This is a genomic window from Modestobacter caceresii, from assembly GCF_000761485.1.
GTDB classification, from domain to species: Bacteria; Actinomycetota; Actinomycetes; order Mycobacteriales; family Geodermatophilaceae; genus Modestobacter; species Modestobacter caceresii.
The window spans coordinates 1-16,241 of the sequence record NZ_JPMX01000052.1 but is presented as its reverse complement, the minus strand read 5'-3'; the positions used below and the strand labels follow the sequence as shown (position 1 = coordinate 16,241).

At 73.7% G+C, this 16,241-nt stretch carries 15 protein-coding genes; 7 read left to right on the top strand and 8 right to left on the bottom strand.

Translation table 11 applies throughout. The features are described from left to right. Window positions 1-493, top strand: a 493-nt coding sequence (locus tag IN07_RS12020; protein ID WP_156119155.1) for a DUF2252 family protein, incomplete at its 5' end; no start/stop codon positions are given. Window positions 494-510: 17 nt separating this feature from the next. Here IN07_RS12020 and IN07_RS12015 read toward each other — a convergent pair. From IN07_RS12015 to IN07_RS12005, 3 genes are all read right to left on the bottom strand, one after another. Then, entirely contained in the window at window positions 511-918 is a 408-nt protein-coding gene (locus tag IN07_RS12015; protein WP_052091185.1) for a hypothetical protein, read from the bottom strand. Next, a complete protein-coding gene (locus IN07_RS23990) occupies window positions 918-1,451 on the bottom strand; it encodes a cupredoxin domain-containing protein (RefSeq protein ID WP_052091184.1) in 534 nt (177 codons plus the stop codon). The genes IN07_RS12015 and IN07_RS23990 overlap by 1 nt, the downstream gene beginning before the upstream one ends. Before the next feature lie 192 nt (window positions 1,452-1,643). Next, the gene (locus IN07_RS12005; RefSeq protein WP_197058450.1) at window positions 1,644-2,381 is read right to left on the bottom strand and encodes a TPM domain-containing protein; all 738 of its coding nucleotides are present in this window, start codon (window positions 2,379-2,381) and stop codon (window positions 1,644-1,646) included. A 447-nt stretch (window positions 2,382-2,828) separates the two neighbouring features. Between IN07_RS12005 and IN07_RS12000 the strand changes: the two genes are divergently transcribed. The 4 genes from IN07_RS12000 to IN07_RS11990 all read left to right on the top strand — a co-directional run bounded on the left by IN07_RS12000 (window position 2,829) and on the right by IN07_RS11990 (window position 7,050). Then, complete coding sequence (locus IN07_RS12000) at window positions 2,829-4,187, top strand: acyltransferase family protein (protein ID WP_052091183.1); 1,359 nt, start codon at window positions 2,829-2,831, stop codon at window positions 4,185-4,187. A gap of 415 nt (window positions 4,188-4,602) precedes the next feature. Then, window positions 4,603-4,761 carry a hypothetical protein gene (locus IN07_RS25755; RefSeq protein ID WP_197058448.1) on the top strand — a complete coding sequence of 53 codons (159 nt, stop codon included), beginning with the start codon at window positions 4,603-4,605 and terminating at the stop codon, window positions 4,759-4,761. Window positions 4,762-4,892: 131 nt separating this feature from the next. After that, complete coding sequence (locus IN07_RS11995) at window positions 4,893-5,609, top strand: Crp/Fnr family transcriptional regulator (RefSeq protein WP_036336092.1); 717 nt, start codon at window positions 4,893-4,895, stop codon at window positions 5,607-5,609. A gap of 16 nt (window positions 5,610-5,625) precedes the next feature. Next, window positions 5,626-7,050: an FAD-binding oxidoreductase gene (locus IN07_RS11990; protein WP_081975364.1), complete on the top strand. Its 1,425-nt coding sequence runs from the start codon at window positions 5,626-5,628 to the stop codon at window positions 7,048-7,050. A 72-nt stretch (window positions 7,051-7,122) separates the two neighbouring features. Here IN07_RS11990 and IN07_RS11985 read toward each other — a convergent pair whose 3' ends face one another. Together IN07_RS11985 and dacB are read right to left on the bottom strand one after the other, a co-directional pair. Further along, window positions 7,123-8,376, bottom strand: a complete 1,254-nt coding sequence (locus IN07_RS11985) for a serine hydrolase domain-containing protein (protein WP_036336091.1) — start codon at window positions 8,374-8,376, stop codon at window positions 7,123-7,125. A gap of 86 nt (window positions 8,377-8,462) precedes the next feature. Continuing rightward, window positions 8,463-9,848, bottom strand: a complete 1,386-nt coding sequence (dacB, locus tag IN07_RS11980) for a D-alanyl-D-alanine carboxypeptidase/D-alanyl-D-alanine endopeptidase (protein WP_052091182.1) — start codon at window positions 9,846-9,848, stop codon at window positions 8,463-8,465. Window positions 9,849-10,208: 360 nt separating this feature from the next. Here dacB and IN07_RS26685 point away from each other — a divergent pair, with 360 nt between their 5' ends. Together IN07_RS26685 and IN07_RS11970 are read left to right on the top strand one after the other, a co-directional pair. Further along, window positions 10,209-11,966 (top strand): sensor histidine kinase, encoded by a 1,758-nt coding sequence (locus IN07_RS26685; RefSeq protein ID WP_052091181.1) that lies wholly within the window; start codon window positions 10,209-10,211, stop codon window positions 11,964-11,966. Then, entirely contained in the window at window positions 11,954-12,601 is a 648-nt protein-coding gene (locus IN07_RS11970) for a response regulator transcription factor (protein ID WP_036336090.1), read from the top strand. Before IN07_RS26685 ends, IN07_RS11970 begins: the two co-directional genes overlap by 13 nt. On the opposite strand, the gene IN07_RS26345 is transcribed toward IN07_RS11970, so the two are convergent. From IN07_RS26345 to IN07_RS11955, 3 genes are all read right to left on the bottom strand, one after another. After that, entirely contained in the window at window positions 12,582-12,836 is a 255-nt protein-coding gene (locus IN07_RS26345; RefSeq protein WP_231558210.1) for a hypothetical protein, read from the bottom strand. The two genes, IN07_RS11970 and IN07_RS26345, sit on opposite strands and share 20 nt — an antisense overlap. Before the next feature lie 612 nt (window positions 12,837-13,448). Next, window positions 13,449-14,465: a cation:proton antiporter gene (locus IN07_RS11960; protein WP_197058447.1), complete on the bottom strand. Its 1,017-nt coding sequence runs from the start codon at window positions 14,463-14,465 to the stop codon at window positions 13,449-13,451. 684 nt (window positions 14,466-15,149) lie between these two features. Then, on the bottom strand, window positions 15,150-15,863 hold the full coding sequence (locus tag IN07_RS11955) for a hypothetical protein (RefSeq protein ID WP_052091180.1): 714 nt from the start codon (window positions 15,861-15,863) through the stop codon (window positions 15,150-15,152). Window positions 15,864-16,241: the final 378 nt, after the last annotated feature.

The window sequence follows — 16,241 nt, the reverse complement described above, 5'->3', positions numbered from 1 at the left end:
CGTGCGTTGGCTGGCCGGGGAGCCGCTGCTGGCACGGTCGTTCGAGCGGTTGGACGTCACGCGGCTGCACACCACGGTGGAGGACCGGTCGCTGCGGAAGGAGATCGAGCGCGCTTCGCGGCGGGCCCGCAAGCGGGTCAGCGACCGGGCGCTGCCGCGGTTCACCGAGGAGCGGGAGGACGGGCGGCGGATCATCGAGGAGCCGCCGTTGATCACCCGGCTCGACCGGGACGAGGCCGCCGAGGTGGTCGATGGGCTGGACGGCTACGTCGACACGCTGCCGTCCCACTGGCGACGGGTCCTCAGCGGGTACACGGTCGTGGACGTCGCCCACAAGGTGGTCGGGGTGGGGAGCGTGGGGCTGCGTGCCTACGTGGCCCTGTGCGAGGGCAGCAGCCCGGACGACGTGGTGTTCCTGCAGCTGAAGCAGGCCCGCCGGCGGCACCGTCCCGTCCACGCCCCCGGACCGCACTGCTGCGGCGTCCCTGCGTGAGGACCGAGGCGCGTCGGTCACCGCCTCCGGTGGAACGCCAGACTCGTGAGAGACACCAGCACGACGACCGCCGCTGCCTCGATCCAGAACGACTCCCACCACAGCAGCGCGCTGGTGGACTCCACGAAGCCGAACAGGCCCACGGTCGTGGACACGATGAGCGCGCCGAGGGAGCCGACGGCGAGCGCGGCCCCGGTCGCCGCGACCCAGGGGAGCCAGCGGCGCGGTGCGACGACGAGCGCGAGCGCGCCCAGCAGCCCGAGCGCGGCGTTGACCAGGAAGGACGGCCCGATGACCGGGATGCCGTCGTAGCCCTGCTGCCACAGGTGGGCGTGCACAGCGGCCATGGCGGCCAGGAGCAGGGCCCCGAGCGATCGGAGTGCCCAGATCAGCGTCTCGGAGCGCGGGGATGCCAGGGTGGTCATCACACGACCGTGACGGTGAGTTCCATGCCCATGCCCCGGTGGTTGCCCACGGAGCAGTAGAAGACGTACTCGCCCGGCGCCAGGTCCACCTCGATGGTCCCCGACTGCCCCGGCGACAGGATCTCGCTGGCAGCGACCTCGGAGCCGGCGGCGTCCTCGATCACCAGGTCATGGCTGGCGGAGCCGTCGTTGGCCACCTCGATCGTGTAGCTGCCCGCCGCCAGTTCCTCGTCGGGCAGTTCGATGCCGAAGTCGACCAGGGACGCCGAGAGGTCGCCGCCCACGGACGCCGGGGTCTCCGAGCCGGCGTCGGATCCCTCCGGGACCGCGGTCTCGGGCTGCTCGGCGACCGAGGTCTCGGGCTGCTCGGCGACCGCGGTGGTAGCCGCGCTGGCGGGCGCGTCGGAGTCGGCGGAGCAGGAGCTCAGCGCAGCGACGGTCACCGCCAGGGTGAGAGCCGCCGCCGGTCGAGCCACCCGACGGTGGAGGACGGCGCGCGCACTGGTGCTGCGGGAGGGGGAGGTGATGGGCACGGTGACTCCTCGGGTTGGCGCGCTCTCCCCGGAGGAAGGGCTGTCACACGGCCTTCGGCAGTCGAGGCCCTTCCGGTTCACGACCGAGACCGACGCGCAGGCGGCGCCCTGCGCCGACCTCGTGCAGCCGTCGGCAGGCGTGAAGTCAGGACCTGTCGGGCGTGGTGACGAACGGCCCGGACGTGCGCACGGCTACTGCGTCGACGTGCTCGAGGCGTTGCGGCGGGAGAGGAGGTGCCCGCTCAGGAGCACGACCGCGAAGATGCCGATCACGACCAGCGTGGTCGTTCCCGACCACGGCAGCGTGCTCCCCGGCGCCTCGTCGCTCGTCGCCATGGTGGTGTCCGTCGCCGTGTCGGAGCCGGCCGCGGTGCCGGACCCGGCCGGTGTCTGGGAGGCGGCCGGTGTCTCGGAGCCGGCCGCCGGCGTCTCTGAGCCCGCTGGCGTCTCGGAGCCCGTCGGCGTCTCGGCGAGGGACCGGAGCTGTTCGCTCAGCGTGACGACCGCCTGGGTCCAGTCTCGTGCCGCCAGCTCCGGGCCCACCTCACTGGCCAGCACGGCGTCGACCTCCGCCACGGGCAGCGGGAAGCCCTCGGCCACCCACCACCCGTAGTCGTAGGTGCCCCCTCCGACGGCCACGGCGAGGAGGATGTCCGCGTCACCGAGTCCGGACAGCTCGGCGGTCCGTCGAGCCCATTCACCGGCCGGCACGGCGTCGAAGTCGGAGACGAAGACGGCGTGGAGACCGATGTCGCGTTCGGCCTCCAGCCGGTCCACGGTCTGCTGGACGACCTGTCGACCGGCCGCGCCGATCACGACGCTGTCATCCGTGAGCTGCCCCGACACCTGCCTCGGCGGGCCGGCCGACGCCGGCCCGGCAGCGAGGAGGACGAGCACCAGTGCACCGAGGACCGTCCATGTCCTGCGCATCCCACCATCTCCAAGGTCCATCGAGGTCGAGCTCCTGTCGGGGCGGCACGGTGTGCGCGGGATGCGCGGCCGTAGCGGTGGCCGTGGGCGGCCACGGCCGGCTCACCGCGTCCAGGGGACGTGAGAGCCGATCGCGGGTCGGTCGACCCGTGCAGGGTTCGGCGTGACCGCCGCTGCTGGATGGGTCGTCGTCCTCACCGGGCGGCCCCCGTACAGGGAACGTCCGGGCGCACGCCCCAAGCGCCGGCTGACTGCACGCTCTCGCTACGTCGAGATGCCTCACGGTGACGGAACGTGAATCGGCCGATCGGACATCCATCGTGTGACCGCTCTGCGAATGCCCTTCGTGCGCGGGACGACGACTCGGTCATGGCACCGGGTCGGGGACGCCCGGATGTGTGCGGAGAGTGAGCGGATGTCGTCTTCACGTGACAACGGGACCAGCCGATGAGCGTCGACCGGGAGACCGCGTCCCAGCAGCAGAGTCCGGGATCGACGGTGACCGCGACCCCGGCCGTGCGGGAGTCCGTCGGGGGCGTCTCGGGGCTCCCGCACGCGTGCGACCCGGTCCCGTCGGGCGACGTCTCCGGGACGCCGTCGAGCACCGCGGCGTCGCTGCGGTCGACGCCCCGACTGGTGGGCATCGACGCTGCCCGCGGCCTCGCCCTGGTCGGGATGATCGCGGTGCACCACTTCGAGGCGACCGATGCGGACGGGACGTCGTCCCTGGCCTGGACCCTGGCGGCAGGCAAGTCGGCGGCGCTGTTCGCCCTGCTGGCCGGGGTGGGCATCGCCTTCACCACGGGTGGCCGTCGACGACGGCCGACGGGACGGATGTGGAAGGCCCAGGCGGCGTCGCTGCTGGTCCGCGCCCTCATCATCGGCGCGGTGGGGCTGGCCCTCGGCCACCTGGTCCCGACGGACTCAGCCGGGGTGATCCTCCCGTACTACGCCGCCCTGTTCGTGCTGGCCGTCCCGCTGCTGTCCCTGTCCAGTCGTGCCCTGGTGGTGCTGGGCACGGTGATCGTGCTCGCCGTGCCCGGTCTCAGCCATCTGCTCCGGGCCGGCACGGAACCGGTGACCGTCCCCAACATGACCGTCACCGACCTGGTCGACCATCCCCTGCAGGTGCTGATCGAGCTCACCGTCACCGGCCAGTACCCGGCGCTGGCGTGGATGGCCTACCTGTGTGTCGGGCTCGCCGTCGGTCGCGCCGCGCTCTCCAGCCGGGCAGTCGTGGGGGCGGTGATCCTGGTCGGTGGCGCACTGGTCGCTGTCTCGATGGGCGTGTCATGGCTGCTGCTCGACGTCGTCGGCGGCCGCGCGCGGCTCGACCAGGTGGCCCTGCAGTCGATGACGCCGCAGGAGTACGCCGATGTCACGACCTCCGGGTGGAACGGGACGACCCCGACGGACACCGGCTGGTGGCTGGCCACGAGGGCGCCGCACTCCAGCACCTCGCTCGACCTCGCGTACACGATCGGCGTCGCGCTGGCGGTGCTCGGGGCGTGCATCCTGCTCGGTCGCATGACGACCACGCTGCTGCGACCCCTGGCCGCAGCGGGGAGCATGACGCTGACCCTCTACTGCATGCACTTGGTGATGCTCAGCGCGCCTGCCGTCCCCGGTGGACCGACCGGCTTCCTGGTGCAGGTCGCGGTGCTGGTGGCGTTCGCCCTCCTCTGGAGCCGCCACCACGCCCGAGGCCCGTTCGAGGAGCTCGTCGCCGAGGCTGCCGGCGCCGTCCGCAGGAAGGTCCTGGCCGCACCGAGGACGGGGCACCGCGGCGCCCACCGCAAGCGCTGAGACCGGGCGGGGTGACGAGGCGTGGGCCGGGCTCTGCAGCACCCACTTCTGGGTCGACCGGACGGCGGGCATCACGGGGGCGAAGCTCGCAACGGTGCCGAGGTCGCTGGTCGTCACGGTGACCCCGGCGGGGGAGCCCGACGTCGCGAGCAGCTCTGCGGCGGGGGTGACCGCCGCGAGCCCGTCCGGCCCCTGCCGGCTGGCGATGGTGCCGCCGGTGGCGAGCAGGTGCACCCGTCCCATGCGACCTCCGTCCGGTCCTGGCGCCGGCACTGGGGCGACGACGTGCCCCACGGTCCTCCGTTCACCGCGCGTCGGCGACCGGAGGTGCCCCGGCGGTCGTGCAGGGACCTCGTACCCTCCTCCGGCATGCAGCCCCCTGGAGCGGTCGACTCGGGCCGTTCCTGGGGTGGGGGTGCCTTCTGACACCAGCGCCGGGATCGGGTCGGCGGTGGGCGCTCCGCTCGCCGGTGCGGCCGTCGATGCCTCCGGTTCCTACACCCCGGCCATCGCCGGGTGCCTGGCCCTCGGGCTGACCGCCCACCTGGCCGTGCTCAGCGTCGGTCGCTCCTGAGCGCCGCGGGGCGCCAGGATGCCGGTACCTGTGGGGCACGGACCCCCCGGTCATCGCGATGGCCTGGTCGGTCGCGGGGCCGGGTGGCGCGGGACCTGCCGAGGGGCCCGCGCCGGGCCTACCGTCTCGGCGTGGACGACGTGGCGGCTGCCCTCGCTGCCTCGAACTTCTCCCGGTTGCCCCCGCCTGCCCTCCAGCGGCTGCTGGCGGGGGCGCGCCGCACCCGGGTGCCGGCGGGCTCGGTGACGCACCGGGAGGGCGAGGCGGTGCAGCACCTGGAGCTGGTCGTCGACGGCCTCGTCCGGGTCTTCGTCACCGCGCCGGACGGGCGCAGCATGACCGTGCGCTACGCCCGGCGCGGCGCGCTGATCGGTGCCGTCTCCCTCTACGCCGAGGGGTTCCGGATGCCGGCGAGCACGCAGGCCGTCGTCGACACGACCGTCCTCCGCTTCTCCCCGGACGTCGTGCGCCGGGCGGCGTCCGGGGATGCCCACGTGGCCGAGGCGTTGCTGCACGAACTGGCCGACCGGGTGCTGAGCTTCGTCCACGAGATCACCGACACCGCCTTCACCAGCGTGCGGCACCGGGTGGCCCGGCACCTGCTGGACCTGGCGTCGCAGGAGTCCTGGGCCGGTGCCGGAGGGCGCCCGACGCTCACCGTCGAGGTCAGCCAGCGCGAGCTCGCCGACGCCGTGGGCAGCGTGCGGGAGGTGGTCGGGCGCGCGTTGCGCGAGCTGCGGGAGTCGGGGGCGATCAGCACCCACCGGGACCACATCGAGATCCTCGACCCGGTGCGGCTCAGCCACGAGCAGGGTGGGACCTGGGTCCCTGACGGGCCGCACCGCTGACCCCGACACTGCCCGCATGACCAGCGCGGTGGGGGCAGGGGACGTCCAGGACCGGGTGGCCGCGGTGGGTGACCCGGCCGCCGCCGCACTGCGCGCCACCTTCGAGGGCGAGGTGCTGGTCCCGGCCGACGGCGGCTACGAGGAACACCGCCGCGTGTGGAACGGGTCGATCGACCGGCACCCAGCGGTCATCGCCCGCTGTGCCAGCGTGGCCGACGTCCGTGCCGCGGTGCGCTTCGGACGGGACCACCGGCTGACCATCGCCGTCCGGGCCGGTGGCCACAGCTTCCCCGGCCTGTCGACGTGCGACGGCGGCCTGCTGATCGACCTCCGGCCGATGAACGAGGTCCGGGTCGACCCGGCCGCGCGGGTCCTCGACGCCCAGGCCGGGGTCCTGCTGCGCGAGGTCGACGAGCGGACCCAGGAGCACGGCCTGGCCGTGCCGGCCGGGATCGTGTCGCACACCGGGCTGGCCGGGCTGACCCTGGGCGGCGGGATCGGCTGGATCATGCGCAAGTACGGACTGACCATCGACTCACTCCTCTCGGCGGATCCGGTGACCGCCGACGGCGACGTCGTCCGCGCCGGCGAGGACGAGAACGCCGAGCTGTTCTGGGGGCTGCGCGGCGGAGGTGGCAACTTCGGTGTGGTCACCGACTTCCGGTTCCGGCTCCACCCGGTCGGACCGCAGGTGATGGCCGGCGCGACCTTCTGGTCGATGGACGACGCCGAGGAGGTGCTCCGCGCACACCGGGACTGGATCACCGACTGCGCGGACGAGCTGATGACGATCGTGGTGCAGCGGCTCGCGCCCGCCCTCCCCGTCGTCCCGGCGGAGCTGGTCGGCCGGCCGGTGATCGCGGTGGCGGCGTGCTGGGCCGGTGACGTCGACGAAGGACGCGAGGTGCTGCAGCCGATGCGCGACGTCGGTTCACCGGTCCTCGACCTGTTCGCGCCGAAGCCGTTCCTCGCCCACCAGCAGATGTTCGACCCGTCGTTCCGCCACGGGTGCTCCTACTACGTCCGTTCCTGCGACGTCGACGTCCTGACCGACGAGGTGATCGACGTCGTGGCGGAGCACGGCCGGATGATCACCTCGCCGATGAGCAGCATCGCGTTGTGGCAGCTGGGCGGCGCGGTCGCCCGGGTCGCCGACGACGCGACCGCGTTCACCGGACGCTCCTCCGGGTTCACCTTCGACATCAACGGCAACACCCCCACCGCGGACGGCTTCGAGGACCAGCGGCAGTGGGCCCGCGACTACTGGACGGCCCTGGCCCCGTTCCACACCGGCGTCTACGTCAACTTCCTGATGGAGGAGGGGAGCTCACGCGTCCGGCAGTCCTACGGCGACGCCACGTACCAGCGGCTCCGTGCCCTCAAGCAGGCGTACGACCCGTCCAACGTGTTCCGGCTCAACCAGAACATCCCCCCGGACTGAGCGGAGGCCGGCCGGTCCTGGCCGACGGGCCGCGACCCGGTGCACCTCCCCTCAGCCGGACCCGGGTGCCGATCAGTCGGCGTAGAGCTCGTCGATCACCGCCCTGGCGAGTTCGACGGCGGGGTCGTCGCCGTTGGGCGCGGGCGCGGTGGAGGTCCAGGTGACCACGGTGATGTCCCGGACCGGGTCGTGGCCCATGAAGGAGTTGGTCCCGGGCAGCTCGCCGGTGTGCCCGTACAGGGGCCCGAAGCGGGCGAGGGCGAGTCCGTAGCCGGCGCTGTCCGGGTCGTCCGGGTCGACCGGTTGCACGCTGTCGATCCGCTGCTGCTGCAGCTGCGGGCTGAGCAGGCACCCGTCGACCAGTTCCTCGACGTAGTCGGCGAGGTCGCGCGCGGTGGAGATCCCGGCGCCCGCTGTCCACCCCCAGGAGGGGTTGGCGGCGGTGACGTCCATCGGCTCGAGGGTGCCGGCGCGGGCTGCTGCCTGGACCTCCGGTGGGAGCACGGGGCTGTCGATGGTCTCCACGTTCGTGCCGAACGTGTACATCTGCGGGTGGGGTTCGGGGATCGAGGCGTCGGTCAGGGCCGGGAAGGAGGTCTCGTCCAGCCGCAGCGGGTCGAAGATCCGGTCCTGGAAGGCCTGCTCCACCGGTAGCCCGGTGAGCTGTTCGATGATCAGTCCCAGCAGCACGTAGTTGGTGTTGGAGTAGAGGAACCCCTCGCCCGGGGGGAAGGCGGGCGGCATGGCCAGGCCGATGGCGAGCAGCTCCTCCGGGTCCCACACCCGGCCGGGGTTGCTGTCCAGCTGTTCGTTCAGCCCGAGGTCGGTGGTGTAGTTGGCCAGCCCGCTGCTCATGTCCAGCAGCTGGGCGATGGTGATGTGGTCCCCGTTGGGCACGTCCGGCCGGTACTCCGAGACGGGGTCGTCGAGGCTGAGCCGGCCCTCGTCGACCAGCTGCAGGACCACCGTCCCGGTCCAGGTCTTGGTGTTGCTGCCAATCCGGACGTGGTCGGCGAGCGTGACCGGCTCGGTGCCGTGCCAAGTCCGGGTGCCCATCGTGGTGGTCCAGTCGCCGAGCTCGGGGGACCGCACGAGGACGGCGGCGCCGGTGACCGCCAGGTCCCGCATGAGCCGGTCGAGCTCGGGCTGGACCGCCGCGGCGTACGCCGGGTCATCCGCCGCCCACCACGCCCAGCGCGGTGACGCGTGCGCCTGGGTGGGGGTCACGACCAGCAACGCCACCGCCGTCGTCGTCGCGATCGAGGTGGCCAGTGCACCGGATGACCGGTGGCGACGCGACCCGCACGAGCGCTCTGGAGCTGTCATGGTCGACCTTCCGGTGGGTGTCCGGTCCGGGGTGGACGGGTGGCTGTGGTGTGTGTCGGGGGGCGTGCCGGGGTGCACCGTCGGTGTCACAGCGCCTGCTGGAACTCGGCGGCGACGGCCGCCACGTCCTCGTTCGCCTGGTACAGACCGGTGGGAAGGTCGGCGTAGGTGGCCCCGCTCATGGACAGCGAGAACACCAGCCGCTCGCCCCGCTCGGTCGTGAGGTACCCGGCGAGGCTCTGCACCTTGTAGTAGATCCGGCCCGTGGTGGGGTCGACGTCGACGCTGGTCCCCGTCTTGGCCGCGACCTGGCCCGCGGCGGGACCGTCCTGACCGGTGCTCGCCAGCGTCCCGCTCACCCCGAGGACGGGCTGGCCGGCGGCGAGCTCCTCGCCCCAGGGCTGGGTCTGCGCCCACCTCATCCAGGTGACCACCTGCTCGGGGGTGGTCGACGCCGGGTCGGCGCCCTGCCCGTCGAACAGCACCACGTCATCGGTGTCGACGCCGGCCAGGCCCAGCTGGGAGTGCACCGCGGCCAGCCCGTCGATGCAGTCCGTCGACCCGCCGTGCACCGCGAGCAGGCACATCAGGGCGTTGGCCCCGGTGTTGTAGCTGGTCTCCAGGATCATCCGGCCGAGGGCCGACAGCGGCGGGGAGGTCAGGGCGGCCACCCGCTGCTCGGCCGGGTACGGACCAGCGGGCGGCAAACCGGCCTGGTCGTTGGGTCCGACGGCGGGGGAGGTGACCGTGACCCCGGCGCGACCGAGCGCCTCGACGAACAGGGTGCGTGCCCAGGAGGCGGCGTCGGGGACCCGGTGGATGGTGAGCTGGGACTCGCCGGCCGCGATGGTGCCGCTGACCGTGACCGAGGTGGGGTCGCCCGGGTCGGCGGTGACGGTCAGCGACGTCGGTGTCGCCGCATCGGTGGTGGTCACCGTGGACGCCACGGTGACGGCCTGGGTCCGCGGCCGGAGGTCGAGGACGGCGGGCTGGCCGATCCCGGCCGCCGTCACGGTGATGTCCAGGATGTTGTCGTTGACGTAGATCGACGGCGCCGGTCCCTCCTGGCCGTCGAAGGTCTCCCACAGCCGGGTGTCGACGACCACGTCCCCGGCGACCTCGGTGACGCCGGTGGCGGCGACCTGCCGGGCGAGGTCGTCCAGGCCGGCCAACGGGTCGTCGGGGACGAGGGCCGCGTTGGGGGCGATGTCGCCGTAGACGTGGTCGATCGTGTCGGCGGTGAACGTGTGGTCCACGCGGCCGCTCATGGCGCCACGACCGCCCATGGTGAGGTCGCCGGACGCCACCAGCACCAGGTCCCCGGCGACGACGCCACCGACCGGCTCGGCCGTCGCGTACACCGGCGTGGTGAGCGTGGTGTCGGTGCCCAGCGTCGCGTAGGCGGTGCCGACGGTGAAGTTCTTCGCCGTCGACGCGGTGAAGACGAACTCCCCGGCGCGGTCGGCCAGCACGACTCGACCCGTGTCCGCCTCGGCGACGGAGTAGAGCCACCGGGCTGTCGTACTCCGGCCCGGACATGATCGCGGCGGCGGCCGCGGGCAGCTCGCCGACCTGAGCTCGGATGCCGGGCTCCTCGTCCGGCCGGGCGGACGACCCGGCCGAGGAGGTGGACGCGACCAGCACGGCGGTCGACACGAGCAGGGGGAGGGCAGCCGCCCGGCGCTTCATGCAGGCGACCTTGGCGACGTCGTGACCGCCGGGCAATGGACCTGGGTCGCCTGCCGACCTGGACCTGGGTACCGGTTGCCCACGGGCGTCACGGCCGGTGCGATCCCGCCCCGAGGGTGCCCCGCCGGTGCCATGCTGGCGCGATGGCGCCCGGGGGAGAGGTGCGGTCGTCGCTGACGCGGGCGCTGACGCTCAGCCTCGCGCTGATCGGCACGTCCGGGGCCCTGGTCGCCGGCGTCGAGATCGCGCTGTTCGCCGACCAGCGCGTGGCCCCGTGGTGGCTGCTCGCGTCGTTCCCGGCCGGGGGGCTCGTCCACCTGACGGCGGGTCTGGTGGCGTGGCGGCGCCGGCCGAGCAACCGGACCGGCCCGATCATGGTCATCGGGGGCCTGTCGTGGTTCGCGGCCGCGCTCGCCAACACCACGGCCCCCGCTCTGGTGGCGGTGGGTGTCGTGCTGGCCACCACCCCGCTCGCCGTGGCGGTGTGGCTGCTGCACGCCTTCCCGTCCGGCCGCCTCCGCTCGCGCACCTCGCGCCTCACGGTGGTGGGGGCCTTCGTGGTCTCGCTCGTCCTCGAGGTCCCGCGCTACCTGTTCGACCCGGGCGCCAGCCCGGACCGGGTGCTCGCCGTCAGCCAGCGGGCGGACCTGCTCCAGGCCGGCACCTGGCTCCAGCGCGGCGCGGGGATGCTCGTCATGCTGGTGACCGCCGGGGTGCTCGTCGACCGGCTGTGCACCGCCGAGCCGGGCCACCGTGGGGTCCTGCTGCCGCTGTACGGCTACGGGACGCTGGCCGTCCTGGCGACACCGCTCGGTCCGCTGCTGGGTCCACCCGCCCGTCTCTCGGTCGCCCAGGTGGTCGGGCTGCAGATCGTCCTGCTGGCCGGGGTGCCCGTCGCCTTCGCGGCGGCGATGCTGCGCGGCGGGTTCGCGCGGACGGCCGAGGTCCAGGAGCTCAGCGCCTGGCTGGCGTCGTCGGCCGCCACGCCGGCGCTGCTCGCCGATGCCCTCGGGCGCACCCTCGGGGACGCGTCGTTGCAGGTCGTCTACGCATCGGCGGACGGGCGGGCCCTCGTGGACGGCGACGGTGCCACCGTCGACACCTCGGCGCTGGGGGAGCGCCGTGGCCTGGTCGACATCGAGCTCGGGTCGCGACGGATCGGCGCCATCGTCTACGACGCGACGGTCGTCGACGACGCCGAGTCGGTCCGCCGGGTGGGGCAGGTGGCGGCCCTCGCCATCGACCACGACCGGTTGACCGCCGAGCTGCGGGCCAGCCACGCCGACCTGCAGCGATCGCGGGCCCGGCTCGTGGAGGCCGGTGACCGGGCGCGGCAGCGCATCGCCCAGGACCTGCACGACGGTCTGCAGGTGGAGCTCGTCCTGCTGGCGCTGGAGGCGCAGCAGCTGGCGCGCGTCGAGGCGGCGGCCGATCTCCCCGACGCGGCGACGCACCTGCGGTTGGGCATCGACGGGGCCGCCCGGGACCTCCGGGGGATCGTCCACGCCCTGATGCCGGCCGCCCTCGTCGAGCGGGGCCTGACCGCGGCGATCGAGGACCTGGCCGATCGCATGCCGCTGCCCACCCGACTGGCGATGGGCGAGGTCGGGGGGCGTCTGCCGGCGACGGTCGAGCGGACGGCCTACTTCGTGGTCGCCGAGGCGCTGACCAACGCGGTCAAGCACGCCGCAGCCCAGACGCTGACCGTGACGCTCGAGCACGAGCCGAGGCGGCTGGTCATCGGCGTGACCGACGACGGCGTCGGCGGTGCGACCCAGCAGGCCGGTGCCGGGCTGCACGGGCTCGCCGATCGGGTCGACGCCCTCGGCGGCCGGTTCATCCTCCACAGCCCGGCCGGCGGAGGCACCCAGCTGCGGGTGGAGCTGCCGTGCGGGTCGTGATCGGTGAGGACGAGGCGCTGCTGCGGACCGGGCTCACGCACGTGCTGCAGGCGGCCGGGTTCGACGTCGTCGCCGCGGTCGGTGATGCACAGGAGCTGGTCCACAGCGCGGAGGAGCACGTCCCCGACCTCGTCGTCACCGACATCCGGATGCCGCCCGATCACCAGGAGGCGGGGCTGCGGGCGGCGCTGGAGATCCGCCGAGCCCACCCCGGGATCGCCGTCCTCGTGCTGTCGCAGCACCTCCAGCGGGCCTACGCCGTCGAACTGCTGGGCGACCGGGCCTCGGGCGTCGGGTACCTCCTGAAGCAGCGGATCGCCGACGTCGACACGTTCACCGACGACCTGCGCCGCCTCGCCGCCGGCGGCACCGTCCTCGACCCCGAGGTCGTGTGCCTCATGGTCGCCCGCGCCCGGGGGCAGCACGATGCGCTCGACCGGCTGACCCCGCGCCAGCAGCAGGTGCTGGCCCTGATGTCGGAGGGCCGGACCAACGCGTCGATCGCCCGCACCCTGTCGATCAGCGAGCGGGCGGTGGTCCAGCACACGTCGCACATCTACGACGAGCTCGACCTGGCGCTCAGCGACGACGACCACCGCCGGGTGCTGGCGGTGATCAGGTACCTCTCGTCGTGATCTGCGCACCGGGCTCTCGATCCGGGGACGGCGGGACGGGCGGCACCGCGGCGAACAGGTCGACCAGCGCGTCCCAGTGGTTGCGCCGGCCGGGCGGGAACCGGCGACGCGAGCGGGCCGCGCGTCGGCTGCCCGGCCGGTACCGGCGGCGCGCCCAGGGGCTGGCCGGTCGCGCCAGGCGCACGGACGCGACGGCGGCGACGAGCGGCACGAACACGCCCACGACGCCCAGCACCACCCGGCCCTCAGGATCGCGACGACCGCGAAGCAGAGGTTCACCAGGACGGTCAGGGTCAGGACGCCCTCACCGCCCGACCCGTCGGCGTCGAGCGGGTTCGCGCCGATGAGGAGCAGCACGCCGACGACGGCGGCGATCAGGACGGCGTCCACCGAACTGCGGGCCTCCCGCGACCAGTACACGTCCTGCAGGTGCAGCCACAGCGCGAACTCGTCGAGGGTGAGCGCCGCCCCGGCACCGAAGAGGACGGCGAGCAGGTCACCCCACGCACCGGCCGGGCGGTAGGCGAACTCCACCGTCCCGGTGAGCAGCAGCAGGAAGATCCCGTACACCTCGTGGTGGACGTGCACGCCGCCGACGCTGGCGTCGCGGAAGGGGCCCCGGCCGCTGCGGATCGCGTGCGTGACGAACCGGGTCAGCAGGAAGGTCGCCAGGAACCCGAGCACCAGCCACGCGACGAGCTCGCGTCGTCCGGTGAGTGCCGGCAGCAGCTCCGGTTCCCACGTCACGGGCGGGATCCTGCCCGCGCGCCGTCCGACCGCGCGCCGACGCCGTCCCGGGCCGGCGACGAACCACCACTCCGCACCGGCGGCCGTCAGGCGCTCCCGGTCACCGGGCCGGATCGCCGACCGGATCGCCGGCCGGCTCGACCGGCCGGCGCCCCAGCACCACGGCCAGGGCCGGCAGCACCAGCACGGTGACCACCCCGGCACCGACCAGGGCGGCGGCGTCCACGGTGGTCATCGTGCCGCTGCGCACGGCGATCTCGGTGAGCGCGACCAGGACCGGCAGGGCGGTTGCGCTGACCAGGGCCGTCTGCCAGCGCTCGCGACGGGGGAGGACCCCGCGGTACACCAGCAGCACCGGCTCCCCGCGGAGGACCAGCATCAGGACGAGGAACAGCAGCAGCCGCAGCGGCGCGGAGGCGATCGCGGCCAGGTCCAGGCCCATCCCCGAGTAGACGAAGCACAGCGGCACGAAGAACCCGTAGCCGACGGCGTCCAGCTTCGACTCCAGGACGGGCGCGGCGGTGCCCACCCACTGCCGGAGCACCAGGCCGGCGAGGAAGGCACCGAGGACCGCGTCGAGGTGGAACCGGTCGGTGACCGCGACCAGCACGAGCAGCAGCAGGAGCGTGGCGCGCAGGGTGATCTGGGCGGTCTCGTGCTGACCGGCCCGGACGACGTCGGCCAGCCGGCTGCCCTCCCGGATCCCGTGCCGCAGCAACCCGAGCGCGACCGCGAGGACCGCGACGCCGAGGAGCGAGGCGAGTGCGGTGGCCCGCCCCTGGCTGCCCAGGAAGACCGCGATGATCAACACCGGCAGCAGCTCGCCGACCCCGCCGGTCGCCAGCAGGTGCCGGCCCAGGCGACCGCGGAGCAACCCGGCCTCACGGAGCACGGGCAGCAGCGTCCCCAGGGCCGTGGTGGTCAGCCCCAGGGCCACCGGGAGCAGCGCCTCGACGAGCCCCGCCGCGCGGAGCACCGCCACCACGGCGACGGCCAGGCCGAAGGAGGTCACCCACGAGGCGAGCGCGCGCCGGCCGGCGTCCTCGCGGAACAGGCGCAGGTCGATCTCGTAGCCGGCCAGCAGGAAGACGAACCCCAGACCGACGTCGGCGAGCACCCGCACGTCCGCGGCCGACCCGAGGCCAGGACGTCCGGGCCGAGGACGACGCCGCCGGCCAGCAGCAGCACCACCTGGGGAACGGGCAGCCGGGGCAGCAGCCCCACCAGCACGGCCGCGAGCAGGGCGACGGCGGCCACGGCGGCGAGCGTGTCGATCGACACGGTGTCGTCCACCGGCTCCTCCCCTCAGCTCCACGGGCCGGGGCCGTGGTCCGCGGCCGATGGTGGCGGCTCGTCCACTGAACGACAACCGGCCGCCCCGACAGCTCGAGCACACGTTCGCCGGTACCACCGCCGCCTGGAAGCCGGCGATGGGCGGCTGCGCGGGTGCGGCCGCCGAGGCAGCTCAGCCTGGTACGTCCAGGTTCTCCCAGCAGCCCGGGAGGCCCTGGCGTCCTGCACCGACCGCGTCCAGTCGGAGCGATGACGCGGCGCTCCTGCACCCGCCCGGGCCGACCCACGCCGCGGGTCCCGTGAGCGCGGGCCGGCTCCGGTGGTTCGGATCGGGGGACCCGCCCTCGGGCTGCCGGCCCCGTTCCCCAGCACCCCGCCGGCCAGAGTCGCGCACGGACGCAACCGGATCGGCGCCGAACCTCCATCCGGTGCGGACGCCGCCGACGCCGGCCCTCGACGGGACCGGCGCCGGCGGCCGACGGATGGACGAAGCCCCCTCAGGGCCGGGTCAGCGCAGCACGCCGCACGCCGCCGGATCGGTCGCCTCGGCCGGCAGCGAGGGGTCGAGTTCGCTGGCGCCGGCGGAGGCGAAGTCGTACCGGCCATTGTGGTTGTAGTCCACGCCGTGGATCACGACGACGCCCTCCCCGTCCCGGATGGCGTCGGCGATCTGCTTGGCAGTGCCGGTCCCGCCGGCCCCCGGGTAGCCGGTGCCGGCGACGTCGGTGAACTCGATCCTGTCCCGGCTGTAGTCCAGGTCGCCGTCCGTCGAGACCGGGAAGCGGCTCACCGCCAGCGCCGATGCCGGGCTCGTGTCGCCCGTCGTGGTCAGGGAGACGACGATCGGGCCGTACGCCGGCAGGCCGTCGACGGTGCTGAGCCGCGAGATGCCGGTGTCCCCACGGGTGTTGGTGGCATCGGCCACGGTCGGGCACTCGTTGCGCGCATCGTCGCCGTAGTGGATGTGCATGGCATGCGGCGCGTCCGGGCTCAGGCCGTGAGCCTGGACCTCGATCGAGCGGATCAGCTGGTTCCGCACGACCGCACTCGCGGTGCCCGTGGCGCCCGAGTCGTTGAGCTCGTGGAGCGAGGCGTCGAGCTGCACCGTCTTGGCCTGTCCGGGCGGGCTCGACGGGTGGGCGCTGGCGGCCGGGAGGCCGAGCAGCATGCTGCCCCCGAGCAGCCCGGCCGTGGTGGCGGTGATGAGCAGTCGCTGGTTCATGAGGAGCTCCCTGGTGGTGGTGTGGTGCCACAGGGCGTTCGCAGACCGGACTGCTGCGGATGGGAGAAATGCGATGCAGGTCACAGTAGGGCGACCGTGCCGGCGCGTTGCACCTCAGCGTGAGGAGATGCGGACGGGGATGGTGGTCGAGGTCGGTGCGGCCGGCACCTCGGGTGTGGTCCGGACCCCGCAGGAGGGCGCTCGGCGTGCCCGGCGGTCGGCTGTCGACGAACTGGAGGCGTCCCGGGCCGGTGGCTCGGAGGAGCGTCAGCTGCTCGACCGGATGCTCGAGCAGGCGCGCAGGCCTGCTACCGGGAGCACGTGCGTTGGCTGGCCGGGGAGCCGCTGCTGGCACGGTCGTTCGAGCGGTTGGACGTC